Here is a 19,869-nt window from a genome sequence, read left to right as displayed (position 1 = left end):
TAGGGGTGTCCGGGGGCTCCGGCGGTCCGGGCGGGGCCTCAGGCGGGGCGCTTGCCGGCCAGCTTGGCGGCGCGTTCGCGCAGGCCCCACTGGGTGACCCGCCACAGGGCCTCGACCACGATGTCCTTGCTCATCTTGCTGTCGCCGAGCTCGCGCTCCACGAAGGTGATGGGCACCTCCACCACGCGGAAGCCCTTGCGGACGGCCCGGCGGGCCAGGTCGACCTGGAAGCAGTACCCGGCCGAGGCCACCTCGTCCAGGCCCAGGCCCTCCAGGGTCTCGCGGCGGAAGGCGCGGTAGCCGCCGGTGACGTCGCGGATCGGGACGTTCAGCATCAGGCGGGAGTAGGTGGAGCCGCCGCGGGAGAGGAACTCGCGGCTCTTGGGCCAGTTCACGACCCGGCCGCCGGGCACCCAGCGGGAGCCGAGCACGAGGTCGGCGCCGGTCAGGGCGGTGAGCAGGCGGGGCAGTTCCTCGGGCTGGTGGGAGCCGTCGGCGTCCATCTCGACGAGGACCCCGTAGCCCTTCTCCAATCCCCAGGCGAAGCCCGCGAGGTAGGCGGCGCCGAGGCCTTCCTTGCCCTTGCGGTGCAGGACGTGGACCTGGTCGTCGCCGGAGGCCAGCTCGTCGGCGAGCTTGCCCGTGCCGTCGGGGCTGTTGTCGTCGGCGACGAGGACGTGCGCCTCGGGCACCGCGGCACGCACCCGGCCGACGATCAGGCCGATGTTCTCGGCCTCGTTGTACGTCGGAATGATCACCAGCGTGGTGCCGAGCGGTCCGTAGGTCCGCTGTCCGCCGTCGCTCACCGGTTCCCCTTGCGTTCTCCTCGACCGGGCGGCCTCGTCCGTCCCGTCACAGCAGGACGATTTTAGAACAGCGACCGGGGCCGGCGGTCCTTCGGGCCGGACCGGCTCCCGCTGGCTGCGGGCCGCCGTGACCGTTGTCTACTGGACCGCCGGGCCCCGGTCCGGGGCCACCCCGTCCCGAGCTCCCTCGGAGTTCGGGGACCGCCGTCCGGCCCCCGCCCGGCGAAACCTCCCCTCGCCCCCGAGGCGCGGGTGCGGCGAGCCGGATCCGGCCGGCCCGGACGTCCCGTGGTGGACCCGGCCGAACCTATCCGGGTCCGGCCGCCCGGACCGAACCGAGGCCGGGGGGATCACCCCTGTGGCCGTACGAATACCTCCCGGCCGCCGACCACCGTCGCCAGGCACACCGGCAGCTCGCGGCCGGGGCTCAGATCGGGCAGTCCGGGCGTGCCCGAGCGCGGGTCGGTGGACCAGCGGGCGACCCGGTCGTCGGGGGCCTGGACCACGAGTTCCCCGGTCCGCCAGACGGCGTAGTCGGCGGGGGCGCCGGGGACCAGGGTGCCCGCGTCGTCCCGGCCCAGGGCCCGCCAGCCGCCCCGGGTGTGGGCGGCGAACGCGGCCCGTACGGAGATCCGGTGCGCGGGGGTGCGGTGGAAGGCGGCCGCGCGGACGGTGCCCCAGGGGTCGAGCGGGGTGACGGGCGCGTCGGAGCCGAAGGCCAGCGCGACCCCGGCCTTGAGCATGGCGGCGTACGGGTTGAGGGTACGGGCCCGCTCGACGCCGAGGCGGTCCGCGTACATGCCCTCGTCCCCGCCCCAGGCGGCGTCGAAGGCGGGCTGCACGGAGGCGGTCAGGCCCAGCTCCGCGAAGGCGGCGATGGTGGCCGGGGTCATCATCTCGGCGTGCTCGACGCGGTGCCGGGCGGCCCGGACCCGTTCGAGGCCGACCTTCTCGGCGGCGGCCCGGACCCCTTCGACGACGGCGCCGACGGCGGCGTCCCCGATGGCGTGGAAACCGGCCTGGAGCCCCGCCTCGGTGCAGCCGGCCACGTGCTCGGCGACGGCGCCCGCGTCCAGGTACCCGGTCCCGGTGTGGGGCGCGTCGGCGTACGGGGCGTGCAGGCAGGCGGTGTGCGACCCGAGCGCGCCGTCCACGAAGAGGTCGCCGGCGGCGCCGACCGCGCCGAGCTCCCGGGCGCGGTCGAGGTCCCGGTCGGCCCAGTAGCCGAAGACGCGCGGTCCGGGCCGCTGCCCGGCCAGGTCGAGCAGGGCGGTGAAGTCCTCGGCGGAGGAGATGTCCGGCCCGCCGCACTCGTGCACCGAGCCGATGCCGAGGGAGGCGGCCCGGTCCAGTGCGGCGCGCTGGGCCTCGGCGCGCTGGGCGGGGGTGACGGCGCCGAGGGCGGCCCGCCGCACGGCGTGGTGGTCGTCCCGGGTCAGCGGCTCGTCGCCGCGGGCGCGGACGGCGGGGACCAGGTCGAGCAGGGCGGTGGTGACCACGGCGGAGTGCACGTCGACGCGGCTGAGGTAGAGCGGCCGGCCCCGGGCGGCCTCGTCCAGTTCGGCCCGGCGCGGGGCCCGGCGCTCGGGCCAGCGGGCGGCGTCCCAGCCGTGGCCCAGGAGCACCCGGTCGGACGGGCGGCGCGCGGCGTACGCGCGGACCAGCCCCAGCGCCTCGGGCAGGGAGCGGGCCCCGGTGAGGTCCAGGCCGGTGAGGGCGAGGCCGGCGGAGGTGGTGTGGACGTGGGCGTCGGTGAAGGCGGGGGTGACGAGCGCCCCGTCGAGGTCGACGACCTCGTCCACGCCGCGCGCGAAGGCGTCGGCGGCGCCCTCGGAGCCGACCCAGGCGACGTGCCCGCGTTCGACGACCATGGCGGTGGCGAAGGGGTCGGCAGGGCTGTGCACCTCGCCCCCGCGCAGCAGGACGGTACGGGAGGGGGCGGCCTCGGGGGCTCCGGCGGCGTCGGCGGAGCGGGCGGTGCGGTCAGTCATGGGCCCTAGTCTCGCCCCTCCGCGGGGCGCGCCGGGACCGGGGTGGGCGCCGCGTCGCTCGCGGCCGGGCGGCGCGGGCGGCACGGGCCGGGATCAGACGCGCGGGGGGCGCGCCTCGTAGGGGGTGGAGAGGACCACGGTCGTGCGGGTCGAGACGTGGGCCAGGGCGCGCAGGCGGCCCAGCAGGTCCTCCAGTTCGAGGGGCGTGGCCACCCGTACCTTCAGGATGTAGTTCTCGTCTCCGGCGACGCTGTGGCAGGCCTCGATCTCGGGGACCCCGGCCAGCCGCTCGGCGATGTCGTCGGGTGCGCTGGGGTCGAACGGCTTGACCGAGATGAAGGCGGTCAGGGGCAGCCCGACGGCCTCGGGGTCGACCACGGCCGCGTAGCCGCGGATCACTCCGCGCTGCTCCAGCCGGCGTACCCGCTGGTGGACGGCCGATGTGGACAGCCCTGTGGCCTTGCCCAGGTCCGTGTAGCTCATCCGCCCGTCCCGCACCAGCAGGTCCACGATCTGGCGGTCCAGCTCCTCCATTGCGCTCATAGCCGCTCAACCTATTGCCCAGAGCCGCTCCAGGCACAGCGGTGTCCACGCCGAAGTGCCCGCAGAACCGGCACCTGCACCGGGCATGTGACCAAAGCCACAGGGGTGGGCGGGCGTACGGCGGGCCGTCGCGGTTACTCGTGCCGCGCGGCGGGAAGTGCTTGGTGTGGCCGTGGCCGAAGAACCTGCCCGCCCGGCCCACCCAAGGGGGAGTACATCCATGCTGAACACCAAGCGCTCCGGTCGCATCGAACCGGAGCCCCTGGAACTGATCGAGACCGCGTACGCGGACGACGAGGAGTACCTCGACGAAGCGGAGGGGTTCGAGATCCACCACGCGGTCTGCCCCGACTGCGGTCAGTCGATCGCCCTCGTCGCGGACGAGGAGCGGCTGCCGCAGCACGCGCTGTGCCTGAGCCCGTGGAACCCGTTCGGGCTCACGGTGTGCGCGGGCACCGGCCGGCCGGTCGCGGACGCGCTGCCGACGGTGGGCGCGCTCCAGCCCGAGGGGCAGGAGCTCGAAGTGGTCCACTTCGACCTGCCGCAGGGTCTCGACTGGCGGACGCAGCCCTTCTCGCACGTCGGCGGTCCGGGCTCGCGTCCGGTCCGGGCGGTGGCGGCCCCGCTGCCGCAGATGCGCCAGCACGCGCAGGCCGCCTGAGGCCACGGCTACCAGTAGGTGCCCTGCACCATGGCGGCGAGGCTGCCGTGGTGCAGGATCAGGCCGTCCGGATCGGCGGGGACCTCGACCTCCCCGAAGTGCGCCTGCCGGTAGGCGATGCGCAGCATGACGATCCCGTGCCGCAGGGCGGCGTAGAGGGTGTGGAACTCCATGTCCCGCGGGGTGTGCCCGGTGAGTTCGGCGTACCGGCGTTCCAGGTCCTCGCGGCGCAGGAAGTCCGGCAGGCCGCTCTGGCCGAAGCCGACGGTCAGGTCCTGGAAGAAGCGGTGCAGGTAGACGGTCCAGCCGAGGTCCACCTCGCGGGGCGCGTAGCCGGCCATTTCCCAGTCGAGGACCGCGACCGGCTCGAAGCCGTCGTAGACGACGTTGCCGATGCGGGCGTCGCCCCAGTTCAGGACGGGCTCGCCCTCGTCGGCCGGCCAGAGTTCCTCCAGCCGGTCGAAGGCGCGTTCCAGCAGGGGTGAGCGGGACAGGCCGGAGACGACCCAGGAGTAGTAGGCGCGCTGGACGTCGACGTGGCGGCGCAGCGGGCTGCCCGCGCCGGCCGGGAGGAGGAACTCGGCCTCCTTGGCGGGGAACTGGTCGTGGAGCCGGGCCAGCAGGGAGATGCTGGCGTCCTGGAGGGCGGCGCGTTCGGCGTCGGTGGCGGCGTGCAGCCAGTTGCCCTCGTAGGTGTAGGGCATGACGTCGGGCGGTACGCGTCCCTCGGCGCGGGCCATGACGAAGAACGGCGCCCCGAGCGGGGCGGGGTCCTCCTCCAGCCACAGCACGCGCGGTACGGGCAGGTCGGTGTGGGCGGCGACCAGGCTCATGACGCGGTGCTGGCGGGTCATGTCGTAGGAGGGGAAGACGGTGTAGGCGGCCGGGTCGGCGGCCAGGCGCAGGGCGCAGGCGCGGACGGGCGCGTCCGGGTGTTCGATGTCGAAGAGCAGGGTCTCGCTGGACATGCCGTTGGAGGCGGGGACGGTGGGGTGGGTCACCCGCGCCCCGGGCAGGTGGCGGTCGAGCCAGGAGGCGAGGCGGCGGCCGAGGTCCGCCGGTTCGCGGGTGGAGGTGCGCGGGCGTGGTGCCGTGGCCATGGACGGGCTCCTTCAGTGCGGGGCGACGGAGGAGTAGTCGGCGAAGCCGCTGGGGTCGTGGCGGCCGAAGCTGCCGTGTTCGAAGATGCCGAAGCCGGTGCGGCCCTCCAGGGTGAAGCGGGCGGCGTGGTCGGTGACGCCGAAGGCGGCCATGGGGTGGGCGGCGGGGTCGGTGAGGTCGTAGACGCGGCGGTCGGTCCAGCCGCGGCCCTGCCAGCTGCCGTGCTGCCAGTCGGTGGCGGGCGGGTAGCCGGCGCCGACGGCGAGCGGGGAGGAGGCGAGGATCTGCACGCCGAGTTCGAGGGGCTTGCGGGAGGGGTCGGTGAGGTGGACGACGGCGCTCTCGGGGTGGCGGGTGCCGGGGCGGTAGCGGATCTCCGTCTGGGGCCAGCCGAGCTGGACGTCGTGGCGGCCGCTGTCCTCGGGGAAGACCTGGACGGCCTCGTTCAGGGTGCGGTGGCCGTCGGCGTCCTCCTGGGCGATGACCATGAGGAAGCGGTCCTCGAACCGGACGGGGATCCAGAGCCAGTGGAAGCCCTCGGGGCGGTGCTCCTCGGCGGCCCGGCCGCCGTCCTCGCCGGGGATGGGGCGCACGCCCCAGCTGCGGTCGCGGGTTCCGGTCCATTCGCCGGGGGTGAGGGTGAACTCCTCCCCCTTGGCGCGGAGGGTGCCGGTGACCTGGCCGGCCTGGACGAAGCGGCGGCCCTCCAGCATGAGGCGGTCGCCGCGGCGCTGGACGTGGTGGGGTTCCCAGACGGCGGGGAAGGCCGCGGTCCAGGTGATGTCGTACGAGAGCCCGTGCGGGTCGTCGGGGTCGGGGTCGCAGCGCAGGGTGAGCCGGCGCAGGGGGGCGTCGACGGTGATCGACAGCGGCCCGACGCAGAGGTTCATCCGGTCGTCGGTGAGGGCGTCGGAGGCGCGGACGGCGAGGAGTTCGCCGCCGAGGCGGAGGGTGGCGTAGGCGTCTATGACGCCGGCGTTGGGGTAGACGCCGAGGCCGAGGATGAGGACGGCGCGGCCGGTGTGGTCGAAGACGTGGAAGATGCAGCGGTCGTAGGCGTTGCGGTCGCCGGTGACCAGGTGCTTCATCGACAGGGGGGCCTGGTGGACGGGGTATTCGTCGAGGGGAACGGGGCGGTCCGCGGGCACGGCAAACCTCCTGGGCGCAGGGGTGGTCGGCGGCTGAGCGGATATGACGGTACGTCAGAAACGGGGTGCGCGGCCAGAGTCGTGGCACATCCTGACAGCTCGGCACACCCGGCCACGGGGTGGGCCGCGACGGCCCCGGAAGCGCGCCGGTTCCGCGAGGGACGCCTCGAACGGATGGGCGCGGGCGGGTGGCGGTTACCCCCGGATCGGGTCCGGCGTTGGCCGTACATGACGACTGTGGAGACGCCCGCGCCGAGAGCGGGCCGCCGGCGGCGCCCGGCTCCCCCCGGCTCCGAAGAATCGGTTCAGCAGTTCGACCGGCCCTCCGAGCGGACGGCGGACCGGACTGCGGAGCGGGCGGACGGGCGGGCGGACGGGCGGCAGCAGGCCCCCCGGCAGCGGCATCCCGATCCGCCGATCTACGGCGCCCTGCTCGCGCGCTGGGCCGCCGACGGCCGGACCCTGCCGGGGCGGCGCGATCCGGAGTGGTCCCGGATCGCCTCCTCCCCCATCTGGCCGAACGGCCCCCTCTACGGCAGCCCCTGAGCGGGCTCAGAGCGCCAGCAGCCCCGCCGCTGTCGGGCGGAAGCCGCAGGCCGCGTAGAAGGGTTCGAGGTGCGGCTCGTAGTCGACGTGCAGCCACTGCGCGCCGCGCGCCCGCGCCGCGTCGGCGGCCGCCCGCACCAGGCGGACCCCGAGCCCGGACCGCCGCAGGTCCGGGTGGACCGTGGTGTCGAGGACGAAGGCGTGCGCCCCTCCGTCCCAGGCGACGTTGACGTACCCGACCAGCCGGCCGCCCTCACGGGCGGCGATCCAGGCCAGGCTGCGTTCCAGCACCGGGGCGAAGGACGCGGTCCGGTGTCCGGGCCAGGCCGCGGCGAACAGGGCGTTCAGCTCGGCTTCGGTCAGGTCCGGGCGGACGAGGAGCTCCACGCCCGTCCCGTTCAGCGGGTCTCGGGGCCGGCCAGGTGGCGGGCGATGACCATGCGCTGGATCTGGTTGGTGCCCTCCACGATCTGGAGCACCTTCGCCTCGCGCATCAGGCGCTCCACCGGGAAGTCCGCCGTGTAGCCGTAGCCGCCGAGCACCTGCACCGCGTCCGTGGTGACGGCCATGGCCGCGTCCGTGCAGAACAGCTTGGCCATCGCCGCCTGCCGGGAGAACGGCTTGCCCGCGTCCCGCAGCCGCGCCGCCGCGAGGTACAGCGCCCGGCCCGCCTCGATCTTGGTGGCCATGTCGGCCAGCATGAAGCGCAGCCCCTGGAAGTCCGCGATCGGGTGCCCGAACTGCTTGCGGCCGAGCGCGTAGGCGAGGGCCTCGTCGAGTGCCGCCTGGGCCACTCCTATCGCGCAGGCCGCGATCCCGAGCCGGCCGGCGTCGAGGGCGGCGAGGGCGATGGTGAAGCCCTGACCCTCCTCGCCGATGCGCCGGCTGTCGGGGACGCGCACGCCGTCGAAGTGCAGCTGGGCGGTGGGCGAGCCCTTCATGCCCATCTTCTTCTCGGGGACCGCGGCCGTCAGGCCCGGGGCGTCGCCCGGGACGAGGAAGGCCGTGATGCCCTTGGCGCCGGGGGCGCCGGTGCGCGCGAGGACGGTGTAGAAGTCGGCGACCCCGCCGTGGGTGATCCAGGCCTTGGTGCCGGTGATCAGCCAGTCGTCGCCGTCGCGGACCGCCTTGGTGGTCAGCGAGGCGGCGTCGGAGCCGGCCGCGGGCTCGGAGAGGCAGTACGCGCCGAGCAGCCCGCCGCCGAGCATGTCGGGCAGGTGGGCGGCCTGCTGCTCCTTGGTGCCGTACGCGGCCAGGCCGTGGCAGGCCAGCGAGTGCACGCTGACGCCGAGGCCGACGGTCAGGCGGGCGGCCGCGAGCTCCTCCAGGACCTGGAGGTAGACCTCGTAGGGCTGGTCACCGCCGCCGGACTCGCCCGCGTAGGGAAGTCCCAGAAGTCCGGACTCGGACAGCAGGGTGAAGACCTCGCGGGGGAACCGGCCGGTCTCCTCCTCCTCGGCGGCCCGGGGGCGGATCTCGCGCTGGGCGATCTCGCGTACGAGCACGAGGAGGTCCCGGGACTCCTCGGTGGGCAGCTGACGGTCCACCGGCTGCGGGGCGCGGTCGGTCATGGCGGCGCTCTCCTCCCTCGTCGGGCACGGCGACGACGCGTGAGGTGTGGGACGCGCCGCCGGGTCTCGGTACTCACAGCCGATGCTGCCCTCCCGGATCACGGAACGGCCCGCTCAGAGGCTGCGGCGGGTTGAGTATGCCCGATCAGGCGCTTTCCGTCACCGCTACCCGATCGCGATGATCGTCCGGCGGGCTCGCGGGCCCGTCGGAGGCCGCTGGAGGCGCGGGGCACTCCGGGACGAACTCCTCGATCACGGTGAGTGTCGCGCGCAGCTGGCGCACCAGCAGCGCGGCCAGCTCCGGCCGCCCGGGCTGCCCCTCGGCGCCGGCGGAGCCGATCCAGTCGAGGGTGGCGCCCTCCACCCCGGAGAGCCAGCCGACCAGGGCGAGGCGGGCCAGTGGCGGGACCGTGCGGCGCCCGTACGCGCCCTCGGCGATCGCGGCCACGAGCTCCTCGCGGACCCCGTCCCGGATGGCCAGCACCTCGGCGTCGGAACCGACCCCGCCGGTGACGATGGTGCGGTAGGCGGCGTGGTGGTGCTCGGCGTAGTGGAGGTAGCCGTCGATCGTGCGGCGGACCCGCTCGGCGCCCGGCAGGTCCGGCTCGCCGGTGGCGCGGGCGACGAGTTCGGCGACCGAGTCCTCGACGATCGCGAGGTAATAACCGCGCTTGCTCTTGAAGTAGTAGTAGATGAGCCCCTTGGCGACGCCCGCGTGCTGGGCGATGTCGTCGACGGAGAGGGCGTCGTACGAGGTGTCGGCGAACAACTTCCGCCCGATCGCTATCAGTTCGGCCCTGCGGACCTGCGAACGGCCGGTCGTACCCCGCTGTTGACTAATATTCAAATTCGGCCCTAGCCTCGAACTGCCACAGGACGCCCGCAGTATGGCAGAGATGTCCGGCGGGCCCGCGCACACCTCCGCTCCGCAGATCCTGCGCACATCCCCCGCAACTCCCCCGCAATTTCCCGCGCGGTTCCCCCGCGCACCGGACGACGTACGGGAGGCACACGCCATGGGTACGGACAAGGGCACGGGCACGGACAGGGGCACGGGCAGGGCCCCGGACACGGGCCGGAGGGCGGCCGCCGAGGGGCGGGTGGACTGGAGGAGGTCGGCGGCCGTCGCGCTGCCGGCGCTCGTCGCGGTCGGCGCGCTGGCCGTGGTGACGGCCCAGGGCGCGCTGGCCGCGTCCTTCGCCGTCTCGGGGACCGCCTTCCAGGTCTCCTCCTCGAAGCTGACCAGCAAGGGGCTCGCCTCCTACGTGCAGACGGACCGCTCCGCCGACGGCAAGGGGCATCCCGTCGCCCTGCTGGGCATCGGGCAGGCCACCCTCAGCGACATCTGCCAGGCGGCGGAGGTGGACACCCCGGTCGGGAAGGTGGTGTTCAAGCTGACCGCGGGCGGCCCGGCGGGCGAGGTGACCGCCAGCAACCTGGTCATCGACGGCGAGGACCTGAGCGGCGACGCCACCTTCGGCACGGCCCAGATCGGCCGGGACGCCTCCACCCTCGACGAGGTGGACGGGGTGAAGGGCGCGCCGGGCGCGTTCGGGCTCCAGGCAGGGAACATCGAGGTGGCGGGCGTACGGTCGCACGCCTGGTCCGCGACCGGCGGGAACTTCCGGCTCAAGGGGATGCGGCTGCACGTCGGTCTGGACGGCGAGAAGTGCTTCTAGGGCGTCCGGCTCCGCCGCTGCGGCGGCTGCGCGCCTGGCGGCGCACCCGGCCCTTCTGGGGCGGGCTGCTGCTGGTGCTGGGCGGGGCCGAACTGCTGCTGGTCCCGCTCTGCCCGGTGACCGTACTGGTCAGCCTGGGTCCGGGCGGGATCGCGGCCATCGGCATCGGGGCCGCGCTGATCGTGGCGGGGCTCTTCCTGTGGTGCGTGCCGCAGGCCCGTGCGTACGTATCGGTCCACGCGCTGCTGCTGTCGGTGCTGTCCTTCGTGGCGACCAACCTGGGCGGCTTCCTCGTCGGGATGCTGCTCGGGATCGCGGGCAGCGCGCTGGCCTTCGGCTGGACCCCGGTGACGGCGCGGGAGGCGGCGGGAGAGGAGACGGGCGGTCCCGCTCGGGAGGGCCGCGGGCCGCGGGCGCTGGCAGCAGCCCTGCCGGTGGTGCTGCTGGCGGCGCTGGCCACGGGCGCGCCACCGGCGCGGGCACAGGGGGTGGAGCGGCCCGCGGTCACCGCCGTGCCGACGGCGGCCCGGATTCCGCCGACCGTCACCACCTCGCTCTTCGCCCCGCGGGGCTTCGCACTCGCCGGGGTCTCCGAGGTTCCCACGGCGGACGGGCCGCGCAGGGTGCTGGTGCTGAAGATGGCGGCGGCCTCGCTGCGCGACTACCGGCTGCGCACCCGTGACGGGAACGGCGGCGAGTACGGTCTGGCCGCCGCCTCCCTTGAGCTGCGCGGCGACGTGACCCTGTACCTGACGCGGTTCAGCGGGTGCATCGAGGGGCTGTTGTGCGTCACCTTCAGCCCCGAGGGGCTGCCCGCTCCCCCGGTGATCCCGCCGTTCGTCTTCATGACCGGGGTCAGCGCCGAGCAGGCGCTGGTCACCTCGGACGAGATCGTCACGGACGGGCTGCGGCTGGAGGCCTCGTAGCGGCGGGAACGCCGGTGCGGGCGGTGCGGGCGGCGGCGGAGGTCAGAGCCAGCCGAGCTGGGTGACGAGCATGGCCACGACGACCACGAGCGTCCAGCCGAGCACGTGCTCCAGCCAGGAGGAGTCTTCCTTGGGGCCCCCGGTGCCGACGAGGCTGCGGGCGCGGGCGCGGGCCGACAGGGCGGCGGTGTGTGCGGTCATGCCGTCCAATGTGCCAGCGTTCGCGGCATTCGCGGTAGATGACGTGGGTCACCGGTGGCACGCGTCACAGCGCCGGGCCCCGGAACCCTCCTTCCCGCGGAGGGGTTCCGGGGCCCGGCGGCGTACCGGGTGCCTGCGGTCAGGTGGAGCGGGTGCGCCGGACGCCGCCCATGGCCATCATGGCCAGGCCGAGGCACAGGGCCACCGCGCCGGTGATCACGTTGCTGACGATGCTGCGGGTGACGTCCATCGGTCCGGCGATGACCCAGGGCGCCACGATCGTCCAGGCGCCGATCGCCACGGCCGTCCAGGCCATCGCGTGCGTGCGCTCGTACGCCGATCCCAGCCCGCCCATGCACAGGCAGAAGGCGAGGCCGGCGATCAGGTTGTTGACGGCCAGCGGGCCCAGGATGCTGAACCCGGCGATCCACGGCGAGGCCGCCAGGTACAGGCCCGTGATCAGGGCCAGCGCCTCCACGGCCTGCGCGGCGGGGGTGCTCGTCACCCGCTCGAACCGAGTGCGCATCTCGGCAAGGTCCGGGTGATGTTCGATGCTCGAATGGGTGGTCATGGTGGGCTGCCTCCTATGAGAAGCCTTACACGGCCTTTATGCCCAGATTCGACCCGTTAAGCCCTGCGGAGGGGCCGGATTTTCACAGCACGCCGACCGCCTTCAGAGCGGCGGTCCGGTCGCGGCCCGGCGCCGCCGGACCGTAGAGGTAGCAGATGCCGCCGCTGCCGGAGCGGGTCTTGCCCGCGGCGTCGTGGCGCTTGGTGCGGAGCCAGATGTTCTCGAACTCGCGGCGCCGGTAGACCCGGCGGACGGAGGCGTTGTCGGGCGAGTTGGGGTCGTTGGCGATCACGTCCCCGTCGGCGGTGAAGCCGATCACCGTCATGAGGTGGCCGGCCGTGCCGTAGCCCGCGCCGGTCAGTTCCTCCGCGCGGAAGGACTGCGACGTGATCACCGGGATGCCGGCCCGGACCAGGGTCTCCAGGTCGGCCAGGGAGCCGAGCCGGGTCACCACCCCGGCGAGGCCCGGGTAGGTGGCCGCGTAGGCGGCGTTGAAGGGCCAGTTGCCGCACCCCTTGTAGGCGGCGTCGTAGGTGGCGCGGGCAGCGTGGCAGACCTGGGGATCGGCGTACGCGGGATCGACCCAGGACAGGGACTCCGCACCGGGCCTGCCGCCCCAGAACTCCACGATCATCTGCGAGGACGTGGGACTGCACCAGGCCTCGCCGCCGTTGTCGTACTCCGGGTACTGGCCCGCGTGGACCTCCTGCGAGTAGCGCGGCACCTCCAGTTCGCGGGCGGTGCCCGAGGGGGTGGAGGCGGGGACCGTGAACCGGTCGGGGACGTCCGAGGCCATCGCGCCGGCCAGCCAGAGCGTGGGGCCCCGGCTCGCTCCGGGCCTGCGGTACAGGGTGACGCGCAGCTGCCAGGCGCAGATGCGCACTCCGGTCGCGGGGTGGTCCACGGCCAGGGTGTCGGTCCACACGGTGCTGCGGCCGTCGCTCTGGCCGTCGACGGAGGTCCGGCGGACGTCGCCGTCGCCGGAGGCCCAGCGGCCCATCACGTACCAGGGGGTGGTGGTGCCGTCGGTGTAGGTGCCGCGCAGTTCGGTCTGGATCCAGGTGCCGGCCGGGGTGCGGGCGTTCCAGGAGGCGATCACCTCGGTGGCGGGGACGGCGGAGCGGTGCAGCGGAGAGGTCCAGGTGGCGTGCTCCCAGGCGGCCCGGCGCCCGGTGTGGGGGTCGGTGTACTCGGTGCGGCCCGCCGCGGCGGCCATCTCCAGGCCGGGGCGGGCGCCCGGGACGGCCGTGGTGCCGCCGTGGGTGCCCGCCTGCCAGTGGCCGTACGCGTACCAGAACCGGTTGTCGACCGGCCGGACCGGCGCTCCTCCCGCGGCCGGGGCGTCCGCTCCGGGGCCGGGGACCGGGTCGGGGCCCGGGTCGGGGCCCGGGTCCGGAGTGGCGGCGGCGCGGCCCGTGGGCAGGGTGGCCGCGGTGGCGGCGGCGAGGGCGACGGCCAGGAGGGCCCGGCGCGGGGTGGGTGCGGTCATCTGCGTGGCCCCCAGGGGTCGGAGCGGTGGGTCGGCTCGTCCACCCTTCCAGTTCCCGGCCGTGCGGCGGCGAAGCCCCGGGGCCGTGTCGCGGGGTGCCGCGGGGCGGGCCGTACCCTGGCCGGGTGGAGCCACACCAGTCACACCAATCGCTCGAATCGCTCGCGCGGGAGCTCGCCGCCCTGCCCCCCTCCCTCGGACCGGTCCGGCTGGTCGGGATCGACGGACACGCCGGCTCCGGCAAGAGCACCTTCGCCGGGCGGCTGGCCGCGGCCCTGGGCGGGGCGCCGGTGCTGCGGCTGGACGACGTGGCCACCCACGAGGAACCCTTCGGCTGGCCCGGCCGGCTGCGCTCCCAGGTGCTGGAGCCGCTCGCCGCGGGCCGGGCCGCGCACTGGGACCCGTACGACTGGGTGGAGCGCCGCTTCGGGCCCCCGCGCGTCCTGGAGCCGGCGCCCGTGCTGCTCGTCGAGGGCGTCGGGGCCGGACGGCGGGCGCTGCGGCCGCACCTGGCGCGGCTGCTGTGGATGGAGACCCCCCGGGAGCAGTCCTGGGGCAGGGGCAGGGCGCGGGACGGGCGCGAACTCTCCGATTTCTGGGACGGGTGGGAGCGCGCGGAGCTCGCGCACTTCTCCGACGACCCTTCGCGCCCCTTCGCGGACACTCTGGTACACCAGAGTGGTACGGGATACGAGTGGACTTCCGGGGCCTCTGCGACCTCCGGAACCGGCGCGTCCGTCACCGAACGTGACGAACTCCCCCAGGCCTGAGCGCCCTCGCGCGGCGGCCCTCGCGGGCCTGCTCCGAGCCGCTTGACCGGGCCCCGCGAACGGCCTTACGTTCTGAATGCGCGGTCTGCGAAGGCCGCCGCGGACGCGAAGCCCCCGATTGTTCCCCCGTGATCGGGGGCTTCGCTCTGCCCCGGTCCGGCTCCGCGGGGGCCCGGCGCACGCCGTTCCGGCCGCCCCCCTTCACCCTGAGTCACCCGGCGCCCCGGGAGCCCGCCTACGACCCGTACCCACCGCACCCTGGGTAAGGTGCGTCACCGCGGGTACGATGCAGCCCTGATTTCATCGGCGGGGTGGACAACTCATGTGCGCGGCACGGAGTGTTCCGCGCACCACGGGGCTGGCTTGTGGGGGATGTGATGGACTTCGGCATGCCGGGCAGCGCACACGCCCCGGCCGAACTCGCCTGGCTGCGCGGGGTGGACGCCTGCACGATGGGCGCGTACCCGCAGGCCGAGGAGGAGTTCAGGGCGGCCGTCAGGCTCGATCCCGCCATGGCCGACGCCTGGCTGGGCCTGCACGCGCTGCGGGTGGACACGACCAACGCCTTATTGCGGATGTACGCCCACCGCGACCGCTTCGGCGAGCAGCGGGCCCGGCACCGACGGACCCTCAACTCCTGGTACTGGCTGGGCTGGTGGGTGCAGCCGGTGCTGGAGAGCCGGCGGGACCTGCTGCTGGCCCACGCCTCGCACTGGCTGGACGGGCGGCACGTCCCGGAGCTGGACCAGGCGCTCGCCGCCCTGCCGCCGGTGGACACCGACCCGCAGGTCCGCTTCCTGCACGCCTGCCGGGCCTACCTGGTCAAGGACTGGGACCAGCTCGTACGGCAGACCGAGCCGCTGGTGGACGATCCGCTGCTGGGGATCGAGGCGGGGCTCTTCGGCGGGATGGCCCGGGTCCGGCTGGAGATGTACGGGCAGGCGGAGCCGATGCTCTCGGCGGCGCTGATGCGCTGCCGCAGCGAGCAGCCGCAGCGCAAGGAACTGCGGTACTGGCTGGCGCGGGCGCACGAGGGGACGGGGCGCAGCGCGGCGGCCCTGCCGCTGTACCGGGCGGTGCACCGGGTCGACCCGGCGTTCATGGACACCGCGGCCCGGCTGACGGCCATCGCGGACAGCAGCGACCCGGACGACATGGCCGGGTTCGCCGGCTACGGCGGGCACAGCGCGGAGGGCTTCGCCGGACACGGGCTGTCCTCCCTCGGCGGGGACTACACGGCGGTGGCACTGGGCGGGGGCGGCGGGGGCGGCGGGCCCGTGCAGGACATCGCCGCGGACGGGCAGGTGGACCCGGATCCCCCGACGCCCGGGGAGCCGGTGGACCAGCGGTTCGGGCCGCCCGGCGGGGGCTCGGGACGGGCGGACGGCGTACGGCACAAGGTGTCCCTGCCCGCGCAGGGCGCCCCGCCGGGGCTGCCGACCGGGCCCGCCGACCCGCAGGCGCTGGCGGAGGCGCTGGCCGAGCTGGAGCGGATGGTGGGCCTGGAGCCGGTGAAGCGGCAGGTGAAGGCCCTGTCGGCGCAGCTGCACATGGCCCGGCTGCGGGCGGCCCAGGGGCTTCCGGTGCAGCCGCCGAAACGGCACTTCGTCTTCTCGGGGCCCTCGGGCACCGGCAAGACCACGGTGGCCCGGATCCTGGGCCGGGTGTTCTACGCGCTCGGCCTGCTGGGCGGCGACCACCTGGTGGAGGCGCAACGGGCCGATCTGGTCGGGGAGTTCCTGGGGCAGACCGCGGTCAAGGCGAACGAGCTGATCGACTCGGCGATCGGCGGGGTGCTGTTCGTGGACGAGGCGTACAGCCTCTCCAACTCCGGTTACAGCAAGGGTGACGCGTACGGGGACGAGGCCCTCCAGGTGCTGCTCAAGCGGGCCGAGGACAACCGGGACCACCTGGTGGTGATCCTGGCCGGCTACCCCGCGGGGATGGACCGGCTGCTGGCCGCCAATCCGGGGCTGTCCTCCCGGTTCACCACCCGGGTGGACTTCCCGAGCTACCGTCCCGCGGAGCTGACGGCGATCGGCGGGGTGCTGGCCGACGCGAACGGGGACCGGTGGGACGAGGAGGCCCTGGAGGAGCTGCGCAGCGTCAGCGGGCACGTGGTGGAGCAGGGCTGGATCGACGAGCTCGGCAACGGGCGGTTCCTGCGGACGCTGTACGAGAAGAGCTGCGCGTACCGGGACCTGCGGCTGGCGGGGTTCGCCGGGGAGCCCTCGCGGGACGACCTGGCGACGCTGCGGCTGGCCGATCTGATGCAGGCGTACGGGGAGGTCCTGTCGGGGCGCGGCCCCGACGGCCCGGGACGGTCCGAGCCCCCGACGGTGTAGGGGGCCCGGACCGCGCTCCGGACGGTGGCCGTGCGCGGGCGCTAGGTGTATTGACCCGCAGGGTTGTTTACGCGGCTGATGGGCGGGTGTCCGCCCAGGGCGGTGTGGCAGCGGTGGTGGTTGTAGGTGTGGAGGAAGTCTGCCAGGGCTGCTGTCCGCTCGTCGTTTGAGGTGTAGGGCCGCAGGTAGGCCCATTCGTCGAGCAGGGTGCGGTTGAAGCGTTCGACTTTGCCGTTGGTCTGGGGCCGGTAGGCGCGGGTGAGTTTGCCGCTTGCGCCGAGGTGGGCCAGGACGGTCTTCCAGGCCAGGCCCTTGCGGTAGGCCCAGGCGTTGTCGGTCAGGACCCGTTCGATGCGGGTGATGCCGTGGTGGTGGAAGAACGCGGCCGCGCGGGTGAGGAACCCCGCGCAGGTCGCGACCTTCTCGTCGGGGTGGATCTCGCTGTAGGCCAGGCGGGAGTGGTCGTCGACCGCGGAATGGACGTAGTCGAAGCCCATCCCGTTGCGGGTGGCACGGCCGGCCTGCCGGCCCAGGGCCTTGTGGCCGCCGCCGTCGGGGATCCGGCCGAGCTTCTTCACATCGACATGGATCAGCTCGCCGGGCTTCTCGCGTTCGTAGCGGCGGATCAGGGTGCCGGTGGGACGGTCCATGAACGAGAGCCGGTTCAGACCGTGCCGGGTCAGGATTCGGTGGACGGTCGAGGCGGGCAGGCCAAGGACCGGGCCGATCCGGGCGGGGCCCAGCTTGCGGGCCCGCCGCAGGTCGCAGACCCTCGCTTCGACCTCGGCCGAGGTCCGGTGCGGGGTCGTGCGAGGTCGGCTGGAGCGGTCGTGCAACCCGGCCGGGCCGTCGTCCCGCCACCGGCGCACCCACTTGTGTGCGGTGGCCCGAGATATGCCCATCTCGGCGGCCACGTGCGCGACCGGGCGGCCCGAAGCGACCCGCTCGACCAGCAGGCGCCTACCGAAGACGGTCAGCCGGGCATTACGGTGGGACACGAAGACCTCCGTTGTGCAATGGGTTCCTAGACAGCTCCCACCACACCGGAGGTCTTCGTCATGTTCAAGACCCACCGAGTGTCAACAACGCTCGTGATCAATACAGCTAGGCGCTGCGCGCGTAGGTGCGGTGGGCGGGGTCGCGGACCTCGCCCACCAGCTTCTCCAGGACGTCCTCCAGGGCGACCAGGCCCAGGACCCGGCCGGCCGGGTCGGCGACCTGGGCCAGGTGGGTGGCGTCGCGGCGCATGACGCTGAGGGCGTCGTCCAGCGGGAGGGTGGAGCACAGGGTGGTCATCCGGCGCCACACCCGCTGCGGGACGGCCCGCTCGCGGTCCTCCAGGTCGAGGACGTCCTTGACGTGGAGGTAGCCCATGAAGGCGCCGGTGCCGGAGCGGACCGGAAGCGCGAGTAGCCGGTGCGCACGGTCAGCTGTTCGATCTGGCGCGGGGTGACGGCCGGGCCGACGGTGACGAGCCGGCCGGGGGCCAGCAGGACGTCGGTGACCGGGCGGCTGCCCAGTTCGAGGGCGTCCTCCAGGCGTTCCTGTTCGACGGGTTCGAGGAGTCCGGCCTGCCGGGAGTCCTCGACGAGCCGGCCGAGCTGGGCGCTGGTGTAGACGGCCTCGACCTCGTCCTTGGGTTCGACCTTGAACAGGCGCAGGACGAGCGCGGCGCAGGCACCCAGGGCGCTGGTCACCGGCCCGCAGACGCGGGCGAAGGCGACCAGGCCGGGGCTGAACCACAGGGCGGTCCGCTCGGGGGCGGCCATGGCGAGGTTCTTCGGGACCATCTCGCCGATGACCAGGTGCAGGAAGACCACGGCGGCGAGGGCGACGGCGTACCCGAGGGGGTGGACCAGGCCCTCCGGTACGTGGGCGGTCTCGAAGAGGGGTTCCAGGAGCCGGGCCACGGTGGGCTCGGCGACCGCGCCGAGGGTGAGCGAGCACATGGTGATGCCGAACTGGGCGGCGGCCATCATGCGCGGCAGGTTCTCCAAGCCGTGGAGCACCTGGCGGGCCCGCTTGGAGCCGGCCGCCAGGGGCTCGATCTGGCTGCGGCGCACGGAGACGAGCGCGAACTCGGCGCCGACGAAGAAGCCGTTGGCCAGGACGAGGAGCAGGGCGAAGAGGAGCTGGAGGGCGTTCACCGGCGGCCCGCCGGTTCGGGTTCGGCCGGGGCCGGGACGGCGCCGAGCGGTGCGGTGCGCACCAGCCGGACGCGTTCGGCCCGGTAGCGGCGGACCTGGCGGACGGACAGCTTCCAGCCGGGGAGCTCCGCGCGGTCCCCGGGGGCGGGGATCCGGCCCAGCAGGTCGGCGACGAGGCCGGCGACGGTCTCGTAGGGGCCCTCGGGAACCTCCAGGCCTATGCGGCGCAGGGTGTGGACGCGGCAGCTGCCGTCGGCCTCCCAGGAGGGGCGGCCGTCCTCGGCGGGCACGGCGGCCAGTTCGGGGCTGCCGTCCTCGGCGAGGTCGTGCTCGTCGCGGACCTCGCCGACGAGTTCCTCCACGATGTCCTCCAGGGTGACGACCCCGGCCGTGCCGCCGTACTCGTCGACGACCACGGCCATGGGCTGTTCGCTGCGCAACCGTTCCAGCAGGGGCTGCACCGGCAGGGAGCCGGGCACCAGCAGCGGGGTGACGCAGATGCGGTTGACGGTGGTGCGGGAGCGTTCCGGCTCGGGTACGGCGAGGGCGTCCTTGAGGTGGACCACGCCGGTGATCTCGTCGATCCGCTCGCGGTAGACCGGGAAGCGGGACAGGCCGGTGGCGCGGGTCAGGTTCAGCACGTCGGCCGCGGTGGCCGTGTGCTGGAGGGCGCTGACCTTCACCCGGGGGGTCATGACGTGCTGGGCGGTGAGCTCGCCCAGCGAGAGGGTCCGCACGAAGAGGTCGGCGGTGTCCTGTTCGAGGGCGCCGGCCTGGGCCGAATGGCGGACCAGGGAGACCAGTTCGCCGGGGGTGCGGGCGGAGGCCATCTCCTCGGCGGGTTCGACGCCGAGCGCCCGTACGAGGCGGTTCGCGACGGCGTTGAGGGCGGCGATGACGGGCCGGAAGGCCCGGGAGAAGACCTGCTGGGGGCCGGCCACGAAGCGGGCCACCTGGAGCGGCCGGGAGACCGCCCAGTTCTTCGGGACGAGCTCGCCGACGACCATCTGGACGGCGGAGGCGAGCAGCATGCCGAGGACGACGGCCACGCCGGGGACGGCTCCGCGGGGCAGGCCGGTCGCGGCGAGGGGCCCCGACAGGAGTGCGGCGAGGGCCGGTTCGGCGAGCATGCCGACGACGAGCGAGGTGATGGTGATGCCGAGCTGGGTGCCGGAGAGCTGGAAGGACAGCTCCCGGAGGGCTTCGACGACCGTGCGGGCACGGCGGTCGCCTTCGGCCGCGGCCCGTTCGGCCTCGGGTCTCTCGACCGTGACGAGGCCGAACTCGGCCGCCACGAAGAAACCGTTGGCGAGGATCAGGGCGAAGGCCGCCACGAGCAGGAGTAGCGGGATGGTCATGCCGCCGCCTCCGCGG

The 19,869-nt window shown here is 74.2% G+C and carries 19 protein-coding genes and 1 pseudogene; 6 read left to right on the top strand and 14 right to left on the bottom strand.

All coding sequences use genetic code 11. The features are described from left to right. Positions 1-38: 38 nt before the first annotated feature. The 3 genes from SLAV_RS30555 to SLAV_RS30545 all read right to left on the bottom strand — a co-directional run bounded on the left by SLAV_RS30555 (position 39) and on the right by SLAV_RS30545 (position 3,331). Positions 39-806 (bottom strand): polyprenol monophosphomannose synthase, encoded by a 768-nt coding sequence (locus tag SLAV_RS30555; protein ID WP_030240688.1) that lies wholly within the window; start codon positions 804-806, stop codon positions 39-41. A 350-nt stretch (positions 807-1,156) separates the two neighbouring features. Beyond that, positions 1,157-2,797: an amidohydrolase gene (locus tag SLAV_RS30550; RefSeq protein ID WP_051841497.1), complete on the bottom strand. Its 1,641-nt coding sequence runs from the start codon at positions 2,795-2,797 to the stop codon at positions 1,157-1,159. Between the two features lie 93 nt (positions 2,798-2,890). Then, entirely contained in the window at positions 2,891-3,331 is a 441-nt protein-coding gene (locus SLAV_RS30545; RefSeq protein ID WP_030240692.1) for an Lrp/AsnC family transcriptional regulator, read from the bottom strand. A gap of 229 nt (positions 3,332-3,560) precedes the next feature. Here SLAV_RS30545 and SLAV_RS30540 point away from each other — a divergent pair, with 229 nt between their 5' ends. Further along, complete coding sequence (locus SLAV_RS30540; protein ID WP_030240695.1) at positions 3,561-4,001, top strand: hypothetical protein; 441 nt, start codon at positions 3,561-3,563, stop codon at positions 3,999-4,001. Between the two features lie 8 nt (positions 4,002-4,009). Here the strand turns inward: SLAV_RS30540 and SLAV_RS30535 are convergent, their stop codons facing one another. Next, complete coding sequence (locus SLAV_RS30535) at positions 4,010-5,101, bottom strand: phosphotransferase family protein (protein WP_030240698.1); 1,092 nt, start codon at positions 5,099-5,101, stop codon at positions 4,010-4,012. Between the two features lie 12 nt (positions 5,102-5,113). Then, positions 5,114-6,250 carry an Rv3169 family protein gene (locus SLAV_RS30530; protein ID WP_030240700.1) on the bottom strand — a complete coding sequence of 379 codons (1,137 nt, stop codon included), beginning with the start codon at positions 6,248-6,250 and terminating at the stop codon, positions 5,114-5,116. A 228-nt stretch (positions 6,251-6,478) separates the two neighbouring features. Between SLAV_RS30530 and SLAV_RS30525 the strand changes: the two genes are divergently transcribed. Beyond that, positions 6,479-6,796, top strand: coding sequence for a hypothetical protein (locus tag SLAV_RS30525; RefSeq protein ID WP_030240703.1), 318 nt, complete (start codon positions 6,479-6,481; stop codon positions 6,794-6,796). A gap of 6 nt (positions 6,797-6,802) precedes the next feature. On the opposite strand, the gene SLAV_RS30520 is transcribed toward SLAV_RS30525, so the two are convergent. The 3 genes from SLAV_RS30520 to SLAV_RS30510 form a co-directional block, all read right to left on the bottom strand. Next, a complete protein-coding gene (locus SLAV_RS30520) occupies positions 6,803-7,183 on the bottom strand; it encodes a GNAT family N-acetyltransferase (protein WP_037689064.1) in 381 nt (126 codons plus the stop codon). 11 nt (positions 7,184-7,194) lie between these two features. Beyond that, a complete protein-coding gene (locus tag SLAV_RS30515; protein WP_030240709.1) occupies positions 7,195-8,367 on the bottom strand; it encodes an acyl-CoA dehydrogenase family protein in 1,173 nt (390 codons plus the stop codon). 145 nt (positions 8,368-8,512) lie between these two features. Then, positions 8,513-9,214, bottom strand: a complete 702-nt coding sequence (locus SLAV_RS30510) for a TetR/AcrR family transcriptional regulator (RefSeq protein ID WP_051841498.1) — start codon at positions 9,212-9,214, stop codon at positions 8,513-8,515. 40 nt (positions 9,215-9,254) lie between these two features. Between SLAV_RS30510 and SLAV_RS30505 the strand changes: the two genes are divergently transcribed. Together SLAV_RS30505 and SLAV_RS30500 are read left to right on the top strand one after the other, a co-directional pair. Further along, positions 9,255-10,046 (top strand): DUF6230 family protein, encoded by a 792-nt coding sequence (locus SLAV_RS30505; protein WP_272493865.1) that lies wholly within the window; start codon positions 9,255-9,257, stop codon positions 10,044-10,046. Then, positions 10,037-10,972, top strand: a complete 936-nt coding sequence (locus SLAV_RS30500) for a DUF6114 domain-containing protein (RefSeq protein ID WP_030240717.1) — start codon at positions 10,037-10,039, stop codon at positions 10,970-10,972. Before SLAV_RS30505 ends, SLAV_RS30500 begins: the two co-directional genes overlap by 10 nt. A gap of 42 nt (positions 10,973-11,014) precedes the next feature. On the opposite strand, the gene SLAV_RS40650 is transcribed toward SLAV_RS30500, so the two are convergent. From SLAV_RS40650 to SLAV_RS30490, 3 genes are all read right to left on the bottom strand, one after another. Next, on the bottom strand, positions 11,015-11,173 hold the full coding sequence (locus SLAV_RS40650; RefSeq protein ID WP_106979796.1) for an SCO1431 family membrane protein: 159 nt from the start codon (positions 11,171-11,173) through the stop codon (positions 11,015-11,017). A 139-nt stretch (positions 11,174-11,312) separates the two neighbouring features. Beyond that, on the bottom strand, positions 11,313-11,744 hold the full coding sequence (locus SLAV_RS30495; protein WP_030240719.1) for an SPW repeat protein: 432 nt from the start codon (positions 11,742-11,744) through the stop codon (positions 11,313-11,315). Between the two features lie 82 nt (positions 11,745-11,826). After that, the gene (locus SLAV_RS30490) at positions 11,827-13,233 is read right to left on the bottom strand and encodes a C39 family peptidase (protein ID WP_030240722.1); all 1,407 of its coding nucleotides are present in this window, start codon (positions 13,231-13,233) and stop codon (positions 11,827-11,829) included. 125 nt (positions 13,234-13,358) lie between these two features. Here SLAV_RS30490 and SLAV_RS30485 point away from each other — a divergent pair, with 125 nt between their 5' ends. Both SLAV_RS30485 and SLAV_RS30480 read left to right on the top strand, forming a co-directional pair. Then, complete coding sequence (locus SLAV_RS30485) at positions 13,359-14,003, top strand: uridine kinase family protein (protein ID WP_030240725.1); 645 nt, start codon at positions 13,359-13,361, stop codon at positions 14,001-14,003. Positions 14,004-14,380: 377 nt separating this feature from the next. Continuing rightward, positions 14,381-16,348, top strand: coding sequence for an AAA family ATPase (locus SLAV_RS30480; protein WP_030240727.1), 1,968 nt, complete (start codon positions 14,381-14,383; stop codon positions 16,346-16,348). 41 nt (positions 16,349-16,389) lie between these two features. Here the strand turns inward: SLAV_RS30480 and SLAV_RS30475 are convergent, their stop codons facing one another. The 3 genes and pseudogenes from SLAV_RS30475 to SLAV_RS30465 form a co-directional block, all read right to left on the bottom strand. Further along, positions 16,390-17,346: an IS481 family transposase gene (locus SLAV_RS30475; RefSeq protein WP_100660994.1), complete on the bottom strand. Its 957-nt coding sequence runs from the start codon at positions 17,344-17,346 to the stop codon at positions 16,390-16,392. Between the two features lie 106 nt (positions 17,347-17,452). Further along, positions 17,453-18,495: pseudogene (locus tag SLAV_RS30470) on the bottom strand (hemolysin family protein). Then, a complete protein-coding gene (locus SLAV_RS30465) occupies positions 18,492-19,853 on the bottom strand; it encodes a hemolysin family protein (protein ID WP_030234205.1) in 1,362 nt (453 codons plus the stop codon). The pseudogene SLAV_RS30470 and the gene SLAV_RS30465 overlap by 4 nt, the downstream one beginning before the upstream one ends. Positions 19,854-19,869: the final 16 nt, after the last annotated feature.

This window comes from Streptomyces lavendulae subsp. lavendulae, from assembly GCF_002803845.1.
In the GTDB taxonomy this organism is placed as follows: Bacteria; Actinomycetota; Actinomycetes; order Streptomycetales; family Streptomycetaceae; genus Streptomyces; species Streptomyces lavendulae.
Note: the sequence above shows the minus strand (reverse complement) of the source record. Positions and strands in the feature narration are given on the sequence as shown.

What these genes read in the sequence shown, in the direction of transcription:
- SLAV_RS30540 (WP_030240695.1), top strand. Translation starts at nt 3,561, where the DNA reads ATGCTGAACACCAAGCGCTCCGGTCGCATCGAACCGGAGCCCCTGGAA.
- SLAV_RS40650 (WP_106979796.1), bottom strand. Translation starts at nt 11,173, where the DNA reads ATGACCGCACACACCGCCGCCCTGTCGGCCCGCGCCCGCGCCCGCAGC.
- SLAV_RS30465 (WP_030234205.1), bottom strand. Translation starts at nt 19,853, where the DNA reads ATGACCATCCCGCTACTCCTGCTCGTGGCGGCCTTCGCCCTGATCCTC.
- SLAV_RS30515 (WP_030240709.1), bottom strand. Translation starts at nt 8,367, where the DNA reads ATGACCGACCGCGCCCCGCAGCCGGTGGACCGTCAGCTGCCCACCGAG.
- SLAV_RS30480 (WP_030240727.1), top strand. Translation starts at nt 14,381, where the DNA reads ATGGACTTCGGCATGCCGGGCAGCGCACACGCCCCGGCCGAACTCGCC.
- SLAV_RS30490 (WP_030240722.1), bottom strand. Translation starts at nt 13,233, where the DNA reads ATGACCGCACCCACCCCGCGCCGGGCCCTCCTGGCCGTCGCCCTCGCC.
- SLAV_RS30505 (WP_272493865.1), top strand. Translation starts at nt 9,255, where the DNA reads ATGGCAGAGATGTCCGGCGGGCCCGCGCACACCTCCGCTCCGCAGATC.
- SLAV_RS30495 (WP_030240719.1), bottom strand. Translation starts at nt 11,744, where the DNA reads ATGACCACCCATTCGAGCATCGAACATCACCCGGACCTTGCCGAGATG.
- SLAV_RS30535 (WP_030240698.1), bottom strand. Translation starts at nt 5,101, where the DNA reads ATGGCCACGGCACCACGCCCGCGCACCTCCACCCGCGAACCGGCGGAC.
- SLAV_RS30550 (WP_051841497.1), bottom strand. Translation starts at nt 2,797, where the DNA reads ATGACTGACCGCACCGCCCGCTCCGCCGACGCCGCCGGAGCCCCCGAG.
- SLAV_RS30525 (WP_030240703.1), top strand. Translation starts at nt 6,479, where the DNA reads ATGACGACTGTGGAGACGCCCGCGCCGAGAGCGGGCCGCCGGCGGCGC.
- SLAV_RS30545 (WP_030240692.1), bottom strand. Translation starts at nt 3,331, where the DNA reads ATGGAGGAGCTGGACCGCCAGATCGTGGACCTGCTGGTGCGGGACGGG.